The organism is Raineyella sp. W15-4 (assembly GCF_033170155.1).
Lineage (GTDB): Bacteria > Actinomycetota > Actinomycetes > Propionibacteriales > Propionibacteriaceae > Raineyella.
In genome coordinates, this window is sequence record NZ_CP137079.1 from 1,349,373 (window position 1) to 1,369,075 (window position 19,703).

The 19,703-nt window shown below is 71.6% G+C and carries 21 protein-coding genes; 14 read left to right on the forward strand and 7 right to left on the reverse strand.

Features of this window, described 5'->3' with window-relative positions; genetic code table 11:
• The first annotated feature begins 97 nt into the window (after positions 1-97).
• From sufU to R0145_RS06275, 6 genes are all read left to right on the forward strand, one after another.
• Positions 98-634, forward strand: coding sequence for a Fe-S cluster assembly sulfur transfer protein SufU (gene sufU, locus R0145_RS06250; protein ID WP_317839507.1), 537 nt, complete (start codon positions 98-100; stop codon positions 632-634).
• A 47-nt stretch (positions 635-681) separates the two neighbouring features.
• A complete protein-coding gene (locus tag R0145_RS06255) occupies positions 682-1,110 on the forward strand; it encodes a metal-sulfur cluster assembly factor (RefSeq protein ID WP_317840159.1) in 429 nt (142 codons plus the stop codon).
• 16 nt (positions 1,111-1,126) lie between these two features.
• On the forward strand, positions 1,127-2,470 hold the full coding sequence (locus R0145_RS06260) for an acyltransferase (protein ID WP_317839508.1): 1,344 nt from the start codon (positions 1,127-1,129) through the stop codon (positions 2,468-2,470).
• A 67-nt stretch (positions 2,471-2,537) separates the two neighbouring features.
• Positions 2,538-4,139 carry an ABC-F family ATP-binding cassette domain-containing protein gene (locus R0145_RS06265; RefSeq protein ID WP_317839509.1) on the forward strand — a complete coding sequence of 534 codons (1,602 nt, stop codon included), beginning with the start codon at positions 2,538-2,540 and terminating at the stop codon, positions 4,137-4,139.
• Positions 4,140-4,288: 149 nt separating this feature from the next.
• Positions 4,289-4,837 (forward strand): helix-turn-helix domain-containing protein, encoded by a 549-nt coding sequence (locus R0145_RS06270; RefSeq protein ID WP_317839510.1) that lies wholly within the window; start codon positions 4,289-4,291, stop codon positions 4,835-4,837.
• A gap of 2 nt (positions 4,838-4,839) precedes the next feature.
• Positions 4,840-6,720, forward strand: a complete 1,881-nt coding sequence (locus R0145_RS06275; protein WP_317840160.1) for an ABC transporter ATP-binding protein — start codon at positions 4,840-4,842, stop codon at positions 6,718-6,720.
• A gap of 15 nt (positions 6,721-6,735) precedes the next feature.
• Here the strand turns inward: R0145_RS06275 and R0145_RS06280 are convergent, their stop codons facing one another.
• From R0145_RS06280 to R0145_RS06290, 3 genes are all read right to left on the reverse strand, one after another.
• On the reverse strand, positions 6,736-7,605 hold the full coding sequence (locus tag R0145_RS06280) for a putative RNA methyltransferase (protein WP_317839511.1): 870 nt from the start codon (positions 7,603-7,605) through the stop codon (positions 6,736-6,738).
• Between the two features lie 8 nt (positions 7,606-7,613).
• Positions 7,614-8,474 (reverse strand): SURF1 family protein, encoded by an 861-nt coding sequence (locus tag R0145_RS06285; protein ID WP_317839512.1) that lies wholly within the window; start codon positions 8,472-8,474, stop codon positions 7,614-7,616.
• Between the two features lie 65 nt (positions 8,475-8,539).
• Entirely contained in the window at positions 8,540-8,857 is a 318-nt protein-coding gene (locus R0145_RS06290; RefSeq protein WP_317839513.1) for a DUF6457 domain-containing protein, read from the reverse strand.
• A 111-nt stretch (positions 8,858-8,968) separates the two neighbouring features.
• Here R0145_RS06290 and moaA point away from each other — a divergent pair, with 111 nt between their 5' ends.
• Positions 8,969-9,994 (forward strand): GTP 3',8-cyclase MoaA, encoded by a 1,026-nt coding sequence (gene moaA, locus R0145_RS06295; RefSeq protein WP_317839514.1) that lies wholly within the window; start codon positions 8,969-8,971, stop codon positions 9,992-9,994.
• A gap of 97 nt (positions 9,995-10,091) precedes the next feature.
• On the opposite strand, the gene R0145_RS06300 is transcribed toward moaA, so the two are convergent.
• Positions 10,092-10,553, reverse strand: a complete 462-nt coding sequence (locus R0145_RS06300; RefSeq protein ID WP_317839515.1) for a DUF3099 domain-containing protein — start codon at positions 10,551-10,553, stop codon at positions 10,092-10,094.
• Positions 10,554-10,966: 413 nt separating this feature from the next.
• Between R0145_RS06300 and fabG the strand changes: the two genes are divergently transcribed.
• On the forward strand, positions 10,967-11,698 hold the full coding sequence (fabG, locus tag R0145_RS06305; RefSeq protein WP_317839516.1) for a 3-oxoacyl-[acyl-carrier-protein] reductase: 732 nt from the start codon (positions 10,967-10,969) through the stop codon (positions 11,696-11,698).
• A gap of 39 nt (positions 11,699-11,737) precedes the next feature.
• Positions 11,738-12,508 (forward strand): enoyl-ACP reductase FabI, encoded by a 771-nt coding sequence (gene fabI, locus R0145_RS06310; RefSeq protein WP_317839517.1) that lies wholly within the window; start codon positions 11,738-11,740, stop codon positions 12,506-12,508.
• A 133-nt stretch (positions 12,509-12,641) separates the two neighbouring features.
• On the opposite strand, the gene R0145_RS06315 is transcribed toward fabI, so the two are convergent.
• A complete protein-coding gene (locus R0145_RS06315) occupies positions 12,642-13,379 on the reverse strand; it encodes a hypothetical protein (protein ID WP_317839518.1) in 738 nt (245 codons plus the stop codon).
• A 162-nt stretch (positions 13,380-13,541) separates the two neighbouring features.
• On the opposite strand from R0145_RS06315, the gene R0145_RS06320 reads away from it, so the two are divergent.
• The 3 genes from R0145_RS06320 to R0145_RS06330 are packed head-to-tail and all read left to right on the forward strand — an operon-like array spanning position 13,542 to position 15,452.
• Positions 13,542-14,324: an ABC transporter ATP-binding protein gene (locus R0145_RS06320; protein WP_317839519.1), complete on the forward strand. Its 783-nt coding sequence runs from the start codon at positions 13,542-13,544 to the stop codon at positions 14,322-14,324.
• Complete coding sequence (locus tag R0145_RS06325) at positions 14,325-14,567, forward strand: hypothetical protein (protein ID WP_317839520.1); 243 nt, start codon at positions 14,325-14,327, stop codon at positions 14,565-14,567.
• A gap of 24 nt (positions 14,568-14,591) precedes the next feature.
• A complete protein-coding gene (locus R0145_RS06330; protein ID WP_317839521.1) occupies positions 14,592-15,452 on the forward strand; it encodes an RNA methyltransferase in 861 nt (286 codons plus the stop codon).
• Between the two features lie 64 nt (positions 15,453-15,516).
• Here the strand turns inward: R0145_RS06330 and def are convergent, their stop codons facing one another.
• Positions 15,517-16,104 (reverse strand): peptide deformylase, encoded by a 588-nt coding sequence (gene def / locus R0145_RS06335; RefSeq protein ID WP_317839522.1) that lies wholly within the window; start codon positions 16,102-16,104, stop codon positions 15,517-15,519.
• 172 nt (positions 16,105-16,276) lie between these two features.
• On the opposite strand from def, the gene R0145_RS06340 reads away from it, so the two are divergent.
• The gene (locus R0145_RS06340; RefSeq protein ID WP_317839523.1) at positions 16,277-17,209 is read left to right on the forward strand and encodes a tyrosine recombinase XerC; all 933 of its coding nucleotides are present in this window, start codon (positions 16,277-16,279) and stop codon (positions 17,207-17,209) included.
• Between the two features lie 46 nt (positions 17,210-17,255).
• Here R0145_RS06340 and R0145_RS06345 read toward each other — a convergent pair whose 3' ends face one another.
• Positions 17,256-18,287, reverse strand: coding sequence for a peptidoglycan DD-metalloendopeptidase family protein (locus R0145_RS06345; RefSeq protein WP_317839524.1), 1,032 nt, complete (start codon positions 18,285-18,287; stop codon positions 17,256-17,258).
• A gap of 402 nt (positions 18,288-18,689) precedes the next feature.
• Between R0145_RS06345 and rpsB the strand changes: the two genes are divergently transcribed.
• Positions 18,690-19,682 carry a 30S ribosomal protein S2 gene (rpsB, locus tag R0145_RS06350; protein ID WP_317839525.1) on the forward strand — a complete coding sequence of 331 codons (993 nt, stop codon included), beginning with the start codon at positions 18,690-18,692 and terminating at the stop codon, positions 19,680-19,682.
• Positions 19,683-19,703: the final 21 nt, after the last annotated feature.

Below are 19,703 nucleotides of genomic sequence, written 5' to 3' on the forward strand. Positions count from 1 at the left end.
CGTCCCGGACCCGCCACCGGGAGGCGGGCGCCGCTGCCCGGACGCGCCGCGGCGACTCGCGTGTTGCGCCGCAGGCACGCCTCGTGGAGGAGCAGGAGTGAACGTCGAGGAGATGTACCAGGAGATCATCCTGGACCACTACAAGGAGAAGCACCACAGCGGCCTGCGCGATCCGTACGCCGCCGAGGTGTATCACGTCAACCCGAGCTGTGGTGACGAGATCACCCTGCGGGTAGCCCTCGACGGCGACACCATCACCGACGTGTCGTACGACGGGCAGGGCTGCTCGATCTCGCAGGCCTCCACGTCGGTGATGACCGACCTGGTGATCGGGCGCAGCATCGAGGGCTCCCAGCTGCTCTACCAGCACTTCAAGGAAATGATGGAGTCGCAGGGCCGGATCGAACCCGACGAGGACGAGTTCGAGGACGGCATCGCTTTCGCCGGCGTGTCGAAGTTCCCGGCCCGGGTCAAGTGCGCGCTGCTGAGCTGGTCCGCGCTGCGGGACGCGCTGATCCGCGCGACCGCCGACACACCGGCCACGGGCCCCGCGACGGCACGGACTGCTGCGCCGCGATCCGCCGCACACGAGCCTGCCAGGAAGGAACCCGCCATGAAGGAGGACCGGGTATGACCAACCACGCCGACGCTCCCGCGGACCGGGTGCGGGACCGTGAACTCATGGGCGACGCCCCGGCCGGGTCCACCGCCGTCCCGACCGCCGGCCCGGAGGGGATCACCGCCTCCCCGGTGCCCGAGGTCGAGGAAGCACCTGCCGTGATCGGGGCGTCCTCGCTGTCCCGGCTGTCCGAGGACGAGGTGCTCGAGGCACTCAAGGACGTCGTCGACCCCGAACTCGGGATCAACGTCGTCGACCTCGGGCTGATCTACGGTGTGCACGTGGAGGAGGACTCGAGCGTCGTCGTCGACATGACGCTGACGAGTGCCGCCTGCCCGTTGACCGATATGATCGAGGACCAGGCGGATGCCGCCCTCGAGGGGATGGTCAACGCCCTGCACATCAACTGGGTGTGGATGCCGCCGTGGACGGCGGCGAAGATCACCGACGACGGTCGCGACCAGCTACGTGCGATGGGGTTCAACGTCTGACCACACGAGGAGGATGATGACCGACCGGCGTCCGCGCAACGTTCCTGTCGACCTGGCCCGGGCGCTGGCGATCCTCGTAGTGGTGTGGTTCCACCTGTCGTACTTCCAGCTGGCGATGACGATGGGACCCGACCGGCAGCCGCAGCTGACCCTGACGATGCGTACGGTCGGACTCGCCGGCTGGGTGGGCAGCTGGTTCCTCCAGGTGATGCCGCTGTTCTTCGTCGCGGGCGGCTTCGCCAACGTCCAGGTCGTCGACCGGGTGGTCCGGGAGGGACGGACGTACGGCCTCTACCTCGCCGAGCGGGCCCGACGGCTGATCGGCCCACTCACCGTCTACGTCGGCTTCGTGACGATCGTCGCCACCGTTCTCGCCTGGGTCGGGCAACTGCGCACCGCCGAGTACCTCAGCCTGATGGCGACCCGGGTGCTGTGGTTCATCTCCGCCTACCTCGTCATCGTGCTCCTCGCCCCGTCGATGGTCCGGGCGCACGACCGCTGGGGCCTGCGGGTCCCGATCGTCCTGCTCGCTCTGGCCCTGTTGGTCGATGCGGCGGGGTTCCTCACCGGAGAACCGGAGGTCCGGGAGCTCAACCACCTGTTCGTCTGGCTCTTCGCCCACCAGCTCGGCATCGGCTATGCCCGCGGCTGGCTGCGTCGCGGGCCGATCCGCCGCAGCCTGCTGATCATCGCCGGCGCCGCGGCCGGGATCGTGGCGCTGCTCCGGCTGGTGCCCTACCCGGCGGCCGCGGTCGGCGTGGGCGACCAGGACACCTCCAACCTGGTGCCCCCCACGACGCCGATGGCGCTGCTGGCGCTGGCCGAGTTCGCCCTGCTGGCGCTCGCCGAGCACTACTTCGGCGACCGGCTGCGCCGGGCCGCCCGGCTCCAGCGGGTGCTGGCGGTGGTGAACGCGCTGGCGATGACGATCTACCTGTGGCACATCCCGATCATCGCGGCGGCCGTCGGGCTCCTGCTGCTGCCCAGCATGGCGGTGGGCCATCCGATCCCGTTCCTGCTCAGCACCCCGATGTACTGGCTGCTGTCGATCCCGCTGCTGATCCTGTTGGTGCCGCTGATCAGCCGGGTCGAACAGGCCCTGATCCCGCCGGTGGGCACCCGTCAGTCGGGCCGGCTGGCCCTCTACGGAGCGATCCTGCTCTTCGTCGGGCTGGAGATCATCCGCCGCGAGGGGATGGTGCTGCATCCCCAGGCCCCCGCCTCCACGCTGGGCGTGCTGCTGTTCATGGTCGGCGCCTGGTCGGTTCGGCTGGCGACCGATCTGCCGGCCACCCGCCGAGGACTTCTCCACCCCGGGGCCGACCGGCACGAGACCGAGAGTCGCGGCGGATCGGTCTAGCGGCCCCGCGGTCGGGCGGCCCCGGCGGTCGGCGGGCACCCACTGTCGGCGGGCATAGGATGGCGCGGTGCTGATTGCCCGCGATCTCGAAGTCCGTGCCGGAGCCCGCCTCCTCCTCGAGCCCGTCTCGTTCCAGGTCGGACCGGGCGACAAGGTCGGTCTGGTCGGTCGCAACGGAGCCGGCAAGACCACCATGACCAAGATCCTGGCCGGCGAGTCGCTGCCCGCCGCGGGTGAGGTGCAGCGTTCCGGCCAGATCGGCTACCTGCCTCAGGACCCCCGCTCGGGGGATCCCGAGGAACTGGTCCGCGACCGCATCCTCGGTGCCCGGGGACTGGACCACATCCTGCGGCGGATGAAGGCCGCCGAGACCGCGATGGCGGAGGCGACCGAGGACGACGTCCGCGACGCGGCGATGGCCACATACGCGAAGACCGAGACCCAGTTCCTCACCGCCGGGGGCTACGCGGCGGAATCGGAGGCGCACCGGATCGCGGCGAACCTGGCGCTGCCCGACCGGGTGCTGGCCCAGCAGCTGAAGACCCTCTCCGGCGGCCAGCGACGCCGCGTCGAACTGGCCCGGATCCTCTTCTCCGACGCCGACACGCTGCTGCTCGACGAGCCGACCAACCACCTGGATGCGGACTCCATCATCTGGCTGCGAGGGTTTCTGCAGGGCTACTCCGGCGCCCTGCTGATGATCTCCCACGACACCGACCTGCTCGAGGCGACCGTCAACAAGGTCTTCCACCTCGACGCCAACCGGGCGGTCCTCGACATCTACTCGATGGACTGGAAGCGCTACCTCACCCAGCGGGCCGCCGACGAGGCGCGCCGCAAGCGGGAGCGCCAGAACGCCGAGCGCAAGGCGGACCAGCTGATGGCCCAGGCCGACAAGATGCGGGCCAAGGCGACCAAGGCGGTCGCCGCGCAGAACATGGCCAGGCGGGCCGAGAAGCTGCTGGCCGGGCTGGAGGAGGAGCGGCAGGCCGACCGGGTGGCGAAGATCCGCTTCCCGGAGCCCGCCCCCTCCGGCAAGACGCCGATCCGGGCGGAGAACCTGTCCAAGTCGTACGGCTCGCTGGAGGTCTTCACCGGCGTCGACCTCGCCATCGACAAGGGTTCCCAGGTCGTCATCCTGGGGCTGAACGGCGCCGGCAAGACCACCCTGCTGCGGATCCTGGCCGGTCTGGAGGAGCCCGACACCGGCGAGGTGATCCTCGGCCACGGCGCGAAGATCGGCTACTACGCCCAGGAGCACGAGACCATCGACGTGTCCCGTACGGTGCTGGACAACATGGTGTCGGCCTCACCGAACCTCAACAACACCGAGGTGCGCAAGATCCTCGGCTCGTTCCTGTTCACCGGCGACGACGTGGACAAGCGGGCCGGCGTGCTGTCCGGCGGGGAGAAGACCCGGCTCGCGCTGGCGATGCTGGTGGTCTCCGCGGCGAACGTGCTGCTCCTCGACGAGCCGACCAACAACCTGGACCCGGCGTCGCGCGCCGAGGTGCTCCACGCGATCAACACGTACGCCGGGGCGATCGTGCTGGTCACCCACGACGAGGGCGCCGTCGAGGCCCTCGAGCCAGACCGGGTGCTGCTGCTGCCCGACGGCGACGAGGACCTGTGGAACCCGGAGTACGCGGAGCTCATCTCGCTGGCCTGATGACGGGGCGGCGGCTGCGCCGCCGATCGGCAGCGGTCCGGCAACGCACCGTCGGCCGGGCGGTGTCGGGGCAGTCGGCAGCGACCCGGCGCTGGACCCCGCTGCTAGCATGGGCGTCCAGTCGGACGAGGCGGGAGGCGGACAGCGGCATGGTACCGGGCGGCAACGGGTCGCGAATCACGGGCGAGGAGCGGGAGCGTCTGATGCTCGTCTACGTGCGGCGGTACCGCGCGGGGGAGTCGATCCCGTCCCTGGCCACCGACACCGGGCGCGCCGAAGGCTTCGTCGAGGGCCTGCTCCGGGAGGCCGGGGTGGCGCTGCGTCGCCGCGGGAACGGCCTCGCCGGTCCGCATGTTGCCGGCGCGACGCAGGCGGCGTCCGGCCCCGCCGATCCGGCGCCCGAGCCCGACGGTCCGGCGTCCGCTCAGGATCAGCTCCGCGACCTCGAGCGGTCACCCGAGCCACTGACCGACTGGGGTCTGCCGACACCGCCGCTCGGGGTCCTGGTCAAGAAGAAGGACAAGGGCCGGGCCAAGGAGCTGGCGGCGGCCACGGTCAAGGCGCACCGCAAGCGGGTGGGCCGGTCGACGGAGGCCGACGACGGGAAGGCCGCCGGTGGCGGCTCCGCCTCCCGTCGGAAGAAGGCCTCGGCGGAGAAGTCCGGCAAGAAGAAGCACCCGAAGAAGTCCCACCGGTGAGTATGTTCTCCCCCGGCCACGTCATGCGGCAGATGACGAAGGGCGATTCCCTCGGTGACCAGAAGCTGTCCAAGGGCACCTTCCGCCGCGTCGTGGCGTACGCGCGCCCGTTCTGGGGCCTGATCGGCGTCTTCGTCGCCGTGGTGATCGTGCAGGCCGGGCTGGGCGTGGCCCCTCCGCTGCTGTTCCGCGAGATCATCGACAAGGGCGTGCTCGGCCACGACCGGGCGGTGGTGGTGACCACGGCGTTGGTCGTCGCGGGCATCGCGGTGGTCAACGCCGGCTTCGGGCTGCTGCAACGCTGGTGCTCGGCCAGGATCGGCGAGGGACTGATCTACGACCTGCGCACCGCGGTCTTCGACCATGTCTCCGGGATGCCGGTCGCCTTCTTCACCCGGACCCAGACCGGCAAACTCGTCTCCCGGCTCAACTCGGACGTGATCGGCGCCCAACGGGCCTTCACCACCACCCTGTCCGGGGCGGTGTCCAACATCTTCGGGCTGATCCTGACCCTCGGCGCGATGCTGGCGCTCAGCTGGCAGTTGACGCTCGGCGCGCTGGTGCTGCTGCCCGTCTTCGTCATCCCGGCCCGGGTGGTCGGCCGCAAGTTGGCCGAGCTGACCCGGCGCCAGATGAGCGACAACGCCGAGATGTCGGCGACGATGACCGAGCGGTTCTCCGTCTCCGGCGCGCTGCTGGTGAAGCTGTTCGGCCGCCCCACCGAGGAGCACGACCGGTTCGCGGCCCGGGCCGGCAGCGTCCGCGACGTCTCGGTCGCGATAGCGATGAACGGCCGGTTCTTCATCACCACCCTGACCCTGGTCGCCGCGCTCGCCACCGCCCTGGTGTACGGGGTGGGTGGCGTGATGGCGGTCGACGGGGCGCTCACCGTCGGCACCCTGACCGCGCTGGCCGGGCTGCTCACCCAGCTCTACGGTCCGTTGACGGCGCTGACCAACCTGCGGATCGACGTGATGGGGGCCCTGGTCTCGTTCGAGCGGGTGTTCGAGATCCTCGACCTGCGACCGGCGATTGCCGAGAAGCCCGGTGCCGTCCCGCTCAGCGGCGAGGCGTCGGTCGAGTTCGAGGACGTCCGGTTCGCCTACCCGCGGGCCGAGGACGTCTCGCTCGCCTCGCTGGAGTCGGTGGCCGTGCCGGAGCACATCCCCGGCGCGCCGGTGCTGCGGGGGGTCAGCTTCCGGGTGGCCCCGGGCAGCACCACCGCGATCGTGGGGCACTCCGGCTCGGGGAAGACCACCCTGACCCACCTCGTCGCCCGGCTCTACGACGTCACCGGCGGAGCCGTCCGGGTCGGCGGGATCGACGTCCGGGACCTGCAGGTCGCAGCCCTGCAGGGGGCGGTGGGCTACGTCACCCAGGACGCCCACATGTTCCACGACACGGTCCGGGAGAACCTGCGCTACGCCCGGCCCTCGGCGACCGAGGCCGACCTGTGGCAGGTGCTCGAGGCGGCCCACATCGCCGACCTGGTGCGTCGGCTCCCCGAGGGCCTGGACACCCTGGTGGGGGAACGCGGCTACCGGCTCTCCGGCGGTGAACGCCAGCGCCTGGCGATCGCCCGGCTGCTGCTCAAGGCGCCCCCGATCGTCATCCTCGACGAGGCGACGGCCCACCTCGACTCCGATTCCGAGGCCGCCGTGCAGCGCGCCCTGGACGCGGCGATGGAGCATCGGACGAGCCTGGTCGTGGCGCACCGGCTGTCCACCATCCGCGGGGCCGACGAGATCCTGGTGGTGGAGGACGGCCGGATCGTCGAGCGCGGCACCCACACCGAGCTGCTCGCACGAGGTGGGGCGTACGCCGAGCTCTACCGGACACAGTTCGCCGAACCGGACCGCAGCGCCGGAGCCGCCACCGGCTGAGGGGCCCTGGACCGGTCAGGCCCGGGCGAACTCCCAGAGCCGTACGGCCACCTCGACCTCGACCTCGCCGGGTGGCTCGTCGGTCGGCGTGGCACCGTTCTCCGCGGTCTCGGGCCGGGCTGCGTCAGGCCGGCTGTGGAAGGCGTTCGGCCCCATCCCGACCAGGTCCGCGACCGTGTCGGCGGACAGTCGGACCGTGAACCGGAGGTCGGTGCTGGCGACGAGGTCGAGGTGGCCGGCCATCCGGTCGAGCAGATGCGACTCCTTGTCCTGCTCGATGTCGAGCAGGTGCAGGGCGGACCGCAGCCCCGCCAGGTGCTCGGGCAGCGGGGTGACCACCAGGGCCCGGCCCTGCGGGACGAGGACCCGGGCGAACTCCGCGGGATTGCGGGGCGCGAAGACCGCGAGCAGCACATCGACGACACCGCCGCGGACGGGCAGCCCGGCCCAGGTGTCGGCCACCACCGCGCCGATCCGCGGATGGGCGCGGGCCGCCCGTCGGACTGCGGCGGGGGAGATGTCCAGCGCCAGGCCGCGGTCGTCGTCGGCCAGGCAGCCGGCCAGGTAGTAGCCGGTGCCAGCGCCGGCCTCCAGGATGGTGAGCGGCGTGCCGGTGTCGCCCGTTCGACGGGCGGCGGAGCGTACGGCGTCCCGGACCGGGCCGTACGCCCCGGTGCCCAGGAACCGGTCGCGGGCCGCGACCATCGCCGCGGTGTCGGCGTGCCGGGGCACACCCCCGGCGAGCAGATTGACGTAGCCCTGTCGGGCGATGTCGAAGCTGTGGCCACGCGGGCAGCGCAGCGTACGACCCTCGAGGACCAGTCCGGCCGCATCCGCCCGGGGACACTGCGGACAGTGCAGCAGTTCGACGACGTCGGCCAGCATGACGCGGCTCAGCGGGAGGTGCCGGGCAGCGGCGGCTCACCCACCGGTGCCGGGCGCGCTGCGCCGGCCGACTGCCGGGCGGCGGAGGCGTCTCCGGTCGGTGGCTCCGCACCGCCAGCTGCCTGTTCCCGGCGGCGTCGCCGCCCGGTGATGATCTCGCGGGCGTCCTTGCCGATCAGGATGAACGTTCCGCCGATGCCGATGGCGGCGAAGCAGAACCACTGGATCGCGTACGACAGGTGCGGCCCTTCGCTGAGTTCCGGCAGGGCGACCGTGACGAGCCCGCCCTGTTGTGCCGGGGTGATCGAAGTGGCGTTCAGGTACCCGTCGACGAGGGGCCGGCCCGACCAGGTCGCGATCGCCGGCGGGTTCACCAGCCGGGTCGATCCGCCGGCCGGCACGACGGCATCCTGCGGACCGGACTCGTCGGCCGTCACATACCCCTCGACCGTCACCACGCCGGAGGGCGGGGCCGGGATCGCGGCAGCGTCGGGTAGCGGACCGTTGTCCGGCCGCGCCGCGAATCCGCGATCCACCAGCACCCACTGGCCCGCGGTGGTCTGCAGGGGCACGACGACCTCGTAGCCGGTGTCACCGTTGTTGCTCCGGTAGCGCACCTGCACCTGGTGGGCCGGGTCGAAGGTGCCCTCGACCCGCACCCGCCGGTACTGCTTGTCCGCCGTGATCGGCGGGCCGAAGACCTCGTCGAAGCTCGCCACCGGTTCCTGCTGCTGGGTCACGATGGTCGCATTGCGGGCCCGCTTCTCCGCCAGCCGACGCAGCTGCCAGTCGCCGAGCTGGATGAAGGCGGTGACCAGGACGACGGCGAAGATGACCAGTCCGACCCAGCGCTTCCAGTACGTGCCCACTCCCCGAGAGTAGTCGTCGCCGCCGGCTCCGCGGTCCGGTGTCCCGTGGGATGAGGACCGGTGTGCTACTGGATGTCCGCGTCGGTCTCGTCGTCCGGATCGTCCTCGGCCACCTCCGCGGCCTCGGTCGTCCGATCGTCGAGGCTGAGCACCAGGGCGGTCGTCTGGGCGGCGACCTTGCCGAGGCTTCCGCCGCGGCCGACCGCTACACCGACCAGGAACAGGGTGAGGGGGGAGGCGGCGCGTTCCACCTGGTGCGACGCGTCGCGGGCCAGGTCGAGGATGGTCAGGATGTCGTCCTTGCTCAGCTCGAAGTCACCGGTGTCGATGTGATGGGCCAGGATGTTGATCCACTCCTTGAGACTCGCCCACTCCTCCGTCATCGTTCTCCTCCAGCTGCGTCGGTGTGCCCCGATCATGGCATGAGCGTTCCGGCCGGAATCGACCGGGGTCCTGCTGTCCGACCAGTGGGTGCACTGGCCTACACTCCACTCATGCCTCGGCCCGGGACCGTACGAACGATGCTGCCGTTGGCGGACGCCCACGGGCGGGTCGCCACCGATCTGCGTGTCTCCCTCACCGACCGCTGCAACCTGCGGTGTACGTACTGCATGCCCCCCGAGGGCCTGGACTGGATGCCGGGCGACGACCTGCTCACCCATGGCGAACTGGTCCGGCTGGTGGGGATCGGCGTGGAGCGTCTCGGGATCGGCACCGTACGGCTCACCGGCGGGGAGCCGCTGCTGCGTCCGGACCTGGCACAGATCATCGCCGCGATCGCGGATCTCAGGCCGCGCCCCACCATCGCCCTGACCACCAACGGCATCGGGCTGGCGCAGCGGGCCGCCACCCTGCGGTCCGCCGGCCTGGACCGGATCAACGTCTCCCTTGACACGCTCGACCCGGCCCGGTTCCATGCCCTGACCCGGCGCCGGCGGCACGGCGACGTGCTCGACGGCATCCGGGCGGCGAAGGCCGCCGGGCTGGCGCCGGTGAAGATCAACGCGGTGCTGATGCGGGGCCTCAACGACGACGAGGCTCCCGCGCTGGTCGACTGGGCCGGCCGAGAGGGCGTCGAGCTGCGTTTCATCGAGCAGATGCCGCTGGACGCCCAACACGGCTGGCGCCGGGACCGGATGGTCACTGCCACGGAGGTCCTCGCCTCGCTGGCCGGGCACCGGCTGCACCCGGTCGCGGCCGAGGGCCGGAGCCGGGGGAGTGCCCCCTCCGAGTTGTTCCGGGTCGGTGACAGCGAGCAGTTGGTCGGCATCATCGCGTCGGTGTCGCGGCCGTTCTGCGGCGCCTGTGACCGGGTCCGGCTGACCGCCGACGGGCAGGTCCGCACGTGCTTGTTCTCGCGCACCGAGGACGACCTGCGGACGGCGCTGCGGTCGGGTGCCGGCGACGAGGAGATCGCAGAGCAGTGGGCGCGCGCCGTGGCCGGGAAGCTGCCCGGGCACGGGATCAACGATCCGAGCTTCCTGCAGCCGGACCGGCCGATGTCGGCGATCGGCGGCTGATCCGGGCCCGACGCCGGCTGGGAACGGAAGCTGGCCAGGGACGGGAGTCGGCCAGGAACGAGAGCCGGCTGGGAACGAGGGCCGGCCGGGGGCGGGATCAGCGGGCCGGTCGGTCCGGACCGGGCGATCCGTCCTCGGGCCCGTCAGACCCGGGAGCCTCGTCACCGGGAGCGTTCGGGGAGGTGCCGGTTCCGCGGGTCGGTTCGGATTCTCCGGGGATGATCAGCGGGGTCGCACGGTCGGGGCCCTCCAGCTCCGGACGCTGTGGTTCCTCGGGCGGCACGTCCGGGAGATCCTGGCCCCTGTTGAGGCGCAGGTCGACGGCATTGGCGATGACGACCGCGATCGCCGGGAGGAAGGCCGCCCCGGCGACGGCCACCCAGCGCCACACCCCGTGCAGGAACACCGCGGCGACGAAGCAGATGATCCGCAGCGACATCATCGCCAGGTATTCCATCTGGCGGCGGTTGAGGTCCTCCTCGGGACTGCGCGGGGCGCTGGTGATCAGCGCAGGATGGTGCCGCCCCGTCCGGCGCCGTCGGCCCGCTGACCTTGCCACCCCGTCACTATAGGCAGTCGGAACGGCATCCGACGAGGCTTGCGTCACACGTCGGCACCAGCGCGAGCGCGACGGTGACGGCCTGGGACTCTCGCCGGTGGAGGCCACCGAGCTACCGTCCGGCGCGGCGGTTTCCGCCCTCCCGACGCTTCTCGGGCCCCTGGCCTGCTCCGGTGGGACCGACAGAATTTCGTCGGGTTTCTTGACCATGTCGGGGTTGCCGAGCAGCGTCGGGAAACCGGCGATCCCGCCCGTGGGTCCGTGCCGGCACCGGTACCCCCGCTGTTCGCCCGGCGGCCGGACATCCGCGGCCCGCCGTCACCGCCGAACGGGGGTGCCGGTGCCGGTCACGGGCCCGTTCCGGCCGAACGTGCGGGGCGGCCGGCGGCGTACGCCCTGCTAGCGTGTGGCCAGTGAGCACAGCATCTGAGGCCCCCGCCGCGGGCCGGGTCGCCCTTGTCACGGGCGGAAATCGTGGCATCGGGCGTGCCATCGCCGCCCGCCTGACCGCCGAAGGCTACCGCGTCGCCGCGACCTCACGCAGTGGGGAGGTGCCCGAGGGCGTCCTCGGGGTGCCCTGCGACATCACCGACCAGGCCCAGGTCGAGGCCGCCTTCACCACGGTGGAGAAGGAGCTCGGCCCGGTCGAGGTGCTGGTCGCCAACGCCGGCATCACCCGCGACACGCTGCTGATGCGGATGAAGGACGACGACTGGGACGCCGTCATCGACACCAACCTCACCGGCACCTTCCGCGTCGTCCGCCGCGCCGCCCGCGGGATGATGAAGGCCCGCTTCGGGCGGGTCATCCTGATCTCCTCGGTGGTCGGCCTGATGGGTGGCGCGGGCCAGGTGAACTACGCGGCCTCGAAGTCGGGCCTGGTGGGCCTGGCGCGCTCGGTGGCACGCGAGCTGGGCTCGCGCGGGATCACCGCGAACGTCGTCACCCCCGGGTTCATCCGCACCGACATGACGGCGGAGCTGGGCGACGACCTGGTTGCGAAGTACGCCGCGCAGATCCCGGTCGGCCACCTCGGCGAGGTCGATGACATCGCCGCCGCCGTCGCTTTCCTGGCCTCCGATGCCGCCGGCTACATCTCCGGTGCCGTGCTGCCCGTCGACGGCGGTCTCGGCATGGGGCACTGATACTCCGCATGGGCCACTGACAGCAGACAGGAGCACAGCATGGGAATCCTCGACGGCAAGAACATCCTCGTCACCGGCGTGACGATGAACACCTCGATCGCGTACAAGGTGGCGGAGATCGCCCAGGCCGAGGGCGCCACGGTCATCGTGTCGAACTTCGGCCGGGCGATGAGCCTCACCCGCCGGGTCGTCCAGAAGCTGGACCCGGTGCCCCCGGTGCTGGAGCTCAACGTCACCGACGCCGACCAGCTGGCCGGTCTGGCCGGCGTGCTGGGCGAGCATGTCGAGCGGATCGACGGCATCGTGCACGCCATCGCGTACGCCAATCCGAAGACCGCCCTCGGGGGCGGTTTCATGACCACCGAGTGGGACGACGTCGCGACCGCACTGCACACCTCCTCCTACTCGCTGGTCTCCCTGGTCCGGGCCTGCCGGCCGCTGATCACCGGCCCGGCCAGCGTCGTCGGGCTGACCTTCGACGGGTCCGTCGCCTGGCCGACGTACGACTGGATGGGCGTCGCCAAGGCTGCCCTGGAGGCCGCCAGCCGCTACCTGGCCCGCTACGTAGGGCCGGACGGGATCCGGACGAACATGGTGTCGGCCGGCCCGATCGACACCCTCGCCAAGAAGGCCATCCCCGGCGGGGCGGACTTCAACGACGTCTGGGCCGACCGGGCGCCGCTCAGCTGGGATCCCACCGACGCCACCGCGACCGCGAAGGCCGTGGTCGCGCTGCTGTCCGATTGGTTCCCGATGACCACCGGTGAGGTCATCCACGTCGACGGCGGTCTGCACGCGACCGGCGCCTGACCCTCGGCCCGGCTCGTCCTGCAGCTCGGCGCGGTCGGCCTCCTGACCGTCGGGTCCTCGGCCCGCCGGTCCTCGGGCCGATAGCCCTACCGGCCCGGCCCGCCCCGTCGGGGCCGGTCGGGCCGGTCGAGGATCAGGCGGGTTGCCAGGCGCAGGACGCCTCCAGGCTGTCCAATGCCGCGTTGAGCAGACCCCGCAGGGTCCGGGCCCGGAGCTCGGCGGCGTGGGCGTGCAGTAGTCCGGACTCGTCGGCCAGGCCGGTCTCACAGGCCTCGACCAGTCGCAACGCCCGGGCGGCCGCGTGGCGCTGCCGGGTGGGGTAGGCCGCCGGCAGTTCCAGCCCGTCGCTCTCGGGCCGTCGCCCCGACGTCATCCCCAGCCGGTCCAGTTCGCCGGTGGCCGCCCGGATCGCGTCGGTGAGCGCGTGCTCGGTCTCCGCCGACGACACCGGGGGGAAGGGGCGGTCGGCCGCCACCAGCTGCCACTGGATCGCCGGGCCGACCCTGGCGGGGATCCAGGCGGCGCCACCGGTGCGTGGGATCACTGCGGCCCCGGCCCCGAGGGCTGCGCGGGTCAACGACATCGGCCCCCGCAGCGGACCCAGCCGCCCGGGACGGGGCAGCGCCAGGATCCAGTCCTCGGTGGTGCGCCGCAGCGCTGCCGGCATCGCCTCGTCCAGTGGATTCGACCCCTCGCCGGACAGCCCGAGCAGGGCGTCGGGGTCACTGACGTGGTGGGCCGCGTCGCCGTCCTGGACCATCCGGGCAGCGACCTCGGCGCTGGGCGCGGACGACCCGGCGGCGCCGGCGGCGGGTCCGTGGCGCAGCACGTTGAGGTTCGTCACCAGGCGGATCGCGGCGAGCAGGGTCACGGAATCCACCGTACGTCACCGGTCCGGGAGCAGCCCCGGATCGGCGCCGGACGAACCCCTCGCGGCAGGTGCTCGGGGACCGTGCCGGGCACGGACGGCGGGTCCGGTACGAGCAGCGAGCCGGGCACCCGCTGTGCCTCCGGGGCATGTAGGTTCAGGGGCATGGTCGCTGTGGTGGATCTGGTCGATGTGAGCGTGAGGCGCGGCAACACGATGTTGCTCGAGGGCATCAACTGGCAAGTCGGGGAGTCGGACCGCTGGGTCGTCCTCGGTGCGAACGGCGCCGGCAAGACCACCCTGTTGCGTCTGCTCACCGGCGACCTCTACCCGACCAGCGGCATGGCGGGGGTCCTCGACGAAGTCCTCGGCGCAGTGAACATCTTCGACCTGCGCCCGCGGATCGGCCTGGTGTCCCAGACCTTCCAGGAGCGGGTGCCGCGCGGGGAGACGGTCCACGATCTGGTCGTTTCCGCGGCGTACGCGGTGGTCGGCCGTTGGCGCGAGGAGTACGACAGCTTCGACCACGAGCGGGCCGACGCCCTGCTCGATCGCTTCGGGATGCTGGCGCTGCGGGATCGTACGTTCGGCACCCTCAGTTCCGGCGAACGCAAGCGGGTCGAGATCGCCCGCGGCCTGATGGTGGACCCGGAACTGCTGCTCCTCGACGAACCCGCCTCGGGCCTCGACCTCGGCGGACGGGAGCGTCTGGTGAGCCTGCTCGGTCACCTGGCCAACGACCCGCTGGCGCCGGCCAGCGTGATGGTGACCCACCATGTGGAGGAGATACCGCCGGGCATCAGCCACGCGATGCTGCTCAAGAAGGGCCGGATCGTCGCCGCAGGGCCGGTGCGGGAGGTGCTCACCGAGCCGCTGATGAGCGAGACCTTCGACATGCCGCTGCGACTGATCATGAGCCAGGGCCGCTTCACCGCGAGGGCGCGCTAGATGTCGATGCACCTGCAGGACTGGTTCTTCCTGAACATGTGGGCGCTGTGGATCACCGGCGTGGTCCTCGCCCTGATGATCGAGCTCCTCCAACGGGACCGGCGCGGTCTGGCCTGCGCGGCGGGATGCGCGATCGGCGCGGTCGTCGCTGCGGTGGCCCCCGCGACCTGGTGGCTTCCGCCGGTGGTCGCGATCCTCGCGGTGTGGACGTTCTGGATGGTGCTGCGGCCGCAGAGGTCCTGAGCCGGCGGGGGCAGACTGGGAGGGATGTCTATCTCAGCGCTCACCCTGATCACGATCACCGACCCCCACGACGACCGGGTCGCCGACTACGTCCGGCTGCGCGACGTCTCGCTGCGCCGCTCGCTGGAGGCCGAGCACGGCCTGTTCATCGCCGAAGGGGAGAAGGTGATCCGGCGGGCGCTCGAGGCTGGGTATCCGCCCCGGTCGTTCCTGCTGGCCCCGCGCTGGCTGGAATCGCTCGCCGACGCGCTCGCACCGTATCCCGAAGTGCCGATCTACGTCGTCTCCGAGGCGCTGGCGGAGGAGATCACCGGGTTCCACGTGCACCGCGGAGCACTCGCCTCGATGCGGCGCCGGACCGGCCGTACGATGGCCGACCTGCTCGACCTGCAGCGGTTGGTGGTCTGTGAGGACATCGTCGATCACACCAACGTCGGTGCCATCCTGCGCTCCGCCGCCGGGATGGGATGGGACGGCTGCCTGCTCGCCCCACGTGCCGCCGACCCGCTCTACCGTCGGGCGATCAAGGTGTCGATGGGGGCGGTCTTCTCACTGCCGTGGGCCCGGATCGACTCCTGGGCCGAGGCCGTCCCGACGCTGCGGGAGGCGGGATTCCTGACCCTGGCGATGGCCCTGAACGACGACGCGCAGTCCCTTCCCGACGTTGCGCGGGCCCTCGCCCCGGACCGGAAGGTGGCGATCCTGCTCGGCACCGAGGGCGCCGGGCTGTCCCGACGCTGGATCGAGCAGGCCGACCTGGTCGTACGGATCCCGATGGCCCACGGGATCGACTCGCTGAACGTCGCTGCGGCGTCGGCTGTCGCGTGCTACGCCCTGGGGCCGGCGGGGTCGGGGGGTGCCGGTCGCGCGGACGGTCTCGGCTGAGCGGCCACTGCGTGCCTGACGGCTGAGGTGCCTGTCTGACGGCTCAGGTCGTCCGCCCGACGGCTCAGGCCGAGGTGCGCTTGGGTGTGACCGGCCAGTCCTCGGGGTAGAGGTGGGCCAGCGCCTCGTGGGACTGGTAGAGCTTCTTGCGGACCCGGGTCGACAGCCGGTCACCGAAGACCATCCCGTTGAGGTGATCGGTCTCGTGCTGCAGGCACCGGGCGAGCAGGCCGGTGCCGTGGATCTCGATCGGGTTGCCGTCGGTGTCCTGGCCGCGGCAGATGGAGTGATCGGTACGGGCCAGCGGGGCGTACCCGCCGGGGAGCGACAGGCACCCCTCGTCGGCCGACTCCAGCACCCGGTCGCGCCCCTCGGGTAGTTCGACCACGGGATTGCAGACCACACCGACCTGGGAGTGGTTGTCGGCGTCCGGGCAGTCGTAGACGAAGACCGCCAGGCTCACGCCCACCTGGGTGGCGGCGAGCCCGACACCTCGTGCGGCCTCCATGGTGGCGAACATGTCGCGGACCAGGGTGCGCAGGTCGTCGTCGAACTCGACCACCGGCTGGGTGGGGGCATGCATCACGGGCGTCCCCCAGCGGGTGATGGGGCGGAGGGTGCCGCCGGTGGTGAGCTCGCTGAGGCGCGTCATTGCTCGTCGTCCTGTCTCTCGGAGGGGTGCCGTGGGCCTGCGGACCCCACTCTAGGCGGCCGGTCGACGCCCGTGGCACGGGACCTGCGAGTGTGAGCCGGGCCCGCCCGTCATGGCCGGGCGGCGGCGTGGCGTGCTTGCTCCCGGTCGCCCTCCGGCCGACAGTAGGGCCATGGTGATCGGTGAGGGCGAGCTGCCGGCGGACCTCCGCCGTGCCCTCGACGGGTACCGCAGCCATCTGGCGGGGGAGCGGCACGTCTCGCCGAACACGGTGCGTGCCTACGTCGGCGATCTCACCGAACTGTTCGAGCATCTGGGCCACCGCGGGGTTACCTCGCCGGCCGACGTGACGATCACCGACCTACGCGGCTGGCTGGCGGCCCAGCAGCGGGGTGGCGCCTCCCGCGGCACTCTCGGCCGGCGGGCCTCGACCGTCCGGGGCTTCTTCGCCTGGGCACGCCGCGACGGGCTGATCGCGACCGATCCGAGCCTGCGCCTGGCCTCACCGAAGATCGCCCGGATGCTGCCGGCCACCCTCGACCAGGCCCAGGCGGCGGCGTTGATGGACGAAGCCCGGTTGTGCGCGGCCGAGCAGCCCGGCCCGCTCGGTGCTCGAGACGTCGCCGTCCTGGAGATGCTGTACGGGTCGGGGTTGCGGGTCTCCGAGCTGTGCGGCCTGGACACCGAGTCTCTGGACCGGGATCGGCGCCTCGTCCTCGTCCACGGCAAGGGCGACAAGGACCGGATGGTCCCCACCGGTGGTCCGGCGCTGGAGGCGGTGGACCGATGGCTGATCCGTCGCCCCGAGATCGCCACGGCGACGAGCGGCCGGGCGCTCTTCCTGGGCGCCCGAGGCGGACGAATCGACCCGCGCGTCGTCCGTCGCCTCGTGCACCGTCATCTCGGCCTGGTGACCGGGGCACCTGATCTCGGCCCGCACGGCCTGCGGCACGCAATGGCCACCCACCTGCTCGAGGGTGGGGCGGACCTGCGCAGCGTCCAGGAGATGCTCGGGCACGCCTCGCTGGCGACGACCCAGATCTACACGCACGTGACGGCCGACCGGCTGCAGCAGGCCTTCCGTCAGGCGCATCCGAGGGCCTGACTCAGGCCGTGGTTCGCCGACAGGTCTGTCTCCGGCCTGCTCGGCGTCAGCTCAGCCGGCTGGGATCGATCAGGGTCCCGTCCTGCCACGCCATCAGGTGAAGATGGCAGCCGGTGGACAGGCCGGTCGACCCGACCGTTCCCAGCACCTGCCCCCGCTGCACCGTCGCACCGGTACTCACCGAGAAGCCCTGGGCGTGGTTCATCGACGTGACCAGACGGTGTCCGTCGACCACGCCGTGATCGACCAGGATCCGCCAGCCGTAGGCCGGGTGCCGGACGACCTCGGTGACCGTGCCCGGGAGCGGCGCCCGGATCGGAACGCCGCAGGCCGCCCCGTAGTCGACCCCGTCGTGCAGCTTGCGGACGCCGGTGACCGGGTGCACCCGCATCCCGAACGGTGAAGTGATCGGCCCGGACACGGGTGGCAGCCAGCCTCCTTGGCCGCTGCCGACCCGCAGTGGTGCGGCTCCATCGCCGGTGGCTGCGGCCGCTGCCGCGATCGCCCGGGCCTGGGCTTCCCGGCGGGCGGCGGTCACCTCCTCGCTCCCGACGAGACGGGTCGGCGGGCCGGTCGGCAGGGCGGGCAGCAGCATCGGGTCGAGGTACTCCGAGCCTCTCCGCAGACCCCAGTGCAGGCACGCCGCGGCGACGCAACCCGGGTGCCCAGTCTGCAAGGTGCCCAGCACATCGCCCATTGCGACGACCTGACCGACCCGCACCGTGGCCTGGACAGGTTCGTACGTGGTGCGGGTGGCGCCGTGATCGACCACCACGACGCCCCTACCGGCGAGAGTGGAGGCGTACGTCACCGTCCCGGCTGCCGCCGCGAGCACCGGACTGCCGACCTCGGCGTCGAGGTCGACGCCCCGGTGCCCGGCAAGCCACGGCTCCGGGGGAGGCTCGAAGGGTCGTACCAGGGGCCCGGTCACCGGCAGGGCCCCGGCCGGCACGCCCTCCGGGCCGGACGCCAGTGGAAGAGCCGTCGCGGCGCCGGCGAGGGCTACGGTCAGGCCGGTCCCGGCGAGCAGGGAACACAGCAGGAGGACCAGCGGTCGCAGGGGAAACAGTCGTCTCACGTGCGGAGGGTGGGACGGAGCGGTGCCTGACCGGCCGGGACCGGGAAACTGTGGACAACCGGCGCGGATGGCCGCGGGCTGTGGACGGCTCGCGCCAGTTCGCCAGCACGATCACAGCAGCGTGGGCCGACGTGCGGGCACGCCGGCGTGGGTGGTCGGCGGCGGTCGCTGCGGCCCCGAGTGGCATCGTGCCCGGGCCGGCTCTACACTACTTCCAGCACCTCGGACCTTTTCGGGGTGACTTCGCATGCGGTCCTACCGGTGGATGCCACGTCTCGGCGTGGTGAGCCGGGCGTCCCGTACGGTCCCTCGTGGGTGAGGACGTGACTGCATCAGGCGGTGCCGAAAGCCGGCACCGGGACAACCGTCGGCGCTTCGTCGCGCCACAAGGAGGAAACGGCCATGGCCGTCGTGACTGCCCGCGAGCTGCTCGAGAACGGTGTCCACTTCGGGCACCAGACCCGTCGTTGGAACCCGAAGATGAAGCGCTTCATCTTCAACGAGCGCAACGGCATCTACATCATCGACCTGCAGCAGTCGCTCAAGTACATCGACAAGGCGTACGCCTTCGTCAAGGAGACCGTCTCGCGAGGCGGTCAGGTGCTCTTCGTCGGCACCAAGAAGCAGGCCCAGGAGGCCATCGCCCAGCAGGCCACCCGCGTCGGCATGCCGTACGTGAACCAGCGCTGGCTGGGTGGCATGCTGACCAACTTCCAGACCATCTCCAAGCGGATCGCCCGGATGAAGGAGCTGGAGGCGATGGACTTCGAGAAGGTGCAGGGCTCCGGCCTCACCAAGAAGGAACTTCTCGGCCTGTCCCGCGAGAAGGACAAGCTGGCGAAGGACCTCGGCGGCATCCGGGACATGACCCGCACCCCGCAGGCGGTGTGGATCGTCGACACCAAGAAGGAGCACCTCGGTGTCGACGAGGCCCGCAAGCTGCGCATCCCGGTGGTCGCGATCCTCGACACCAACTGCGATCCCGACGAGGTCGACTACGCCATCCCGGGCAACGACGACTCGATCCGGTCCGTCTCCCTGCTCACCCGGGTGATCGCCGACGCCGTGGCCGACGGCCTGGTCTCCCGCTCCTCCGGTGAGACTGCCACCACCGAGGCGGCCGAGCCGATGGCCGAGTGGGAGAAGGAACTGCTCAACGCCACCGAGCAGGCCACCCCGGCTGAGGCCACCCCGGCTGAGACCGCGCCGGCCGCTGAGGCCGCGCCGGCGGTCGACGTGGAGCCGGCTGTCGAGGCCACGCCCGTGGTCGACGTGAAGCCGGGAGCTGAGGTGAAGCCGGGCATCGAGGCCAAGCCGGGTGTCGAGGCCAAGCCGGCCGCGCCCGTGGCGCCGACCGCCCCGGTCACCGAGGCGCCCGCCACCGACAACGAGTGATCCCACCCGCACAACCGCAGA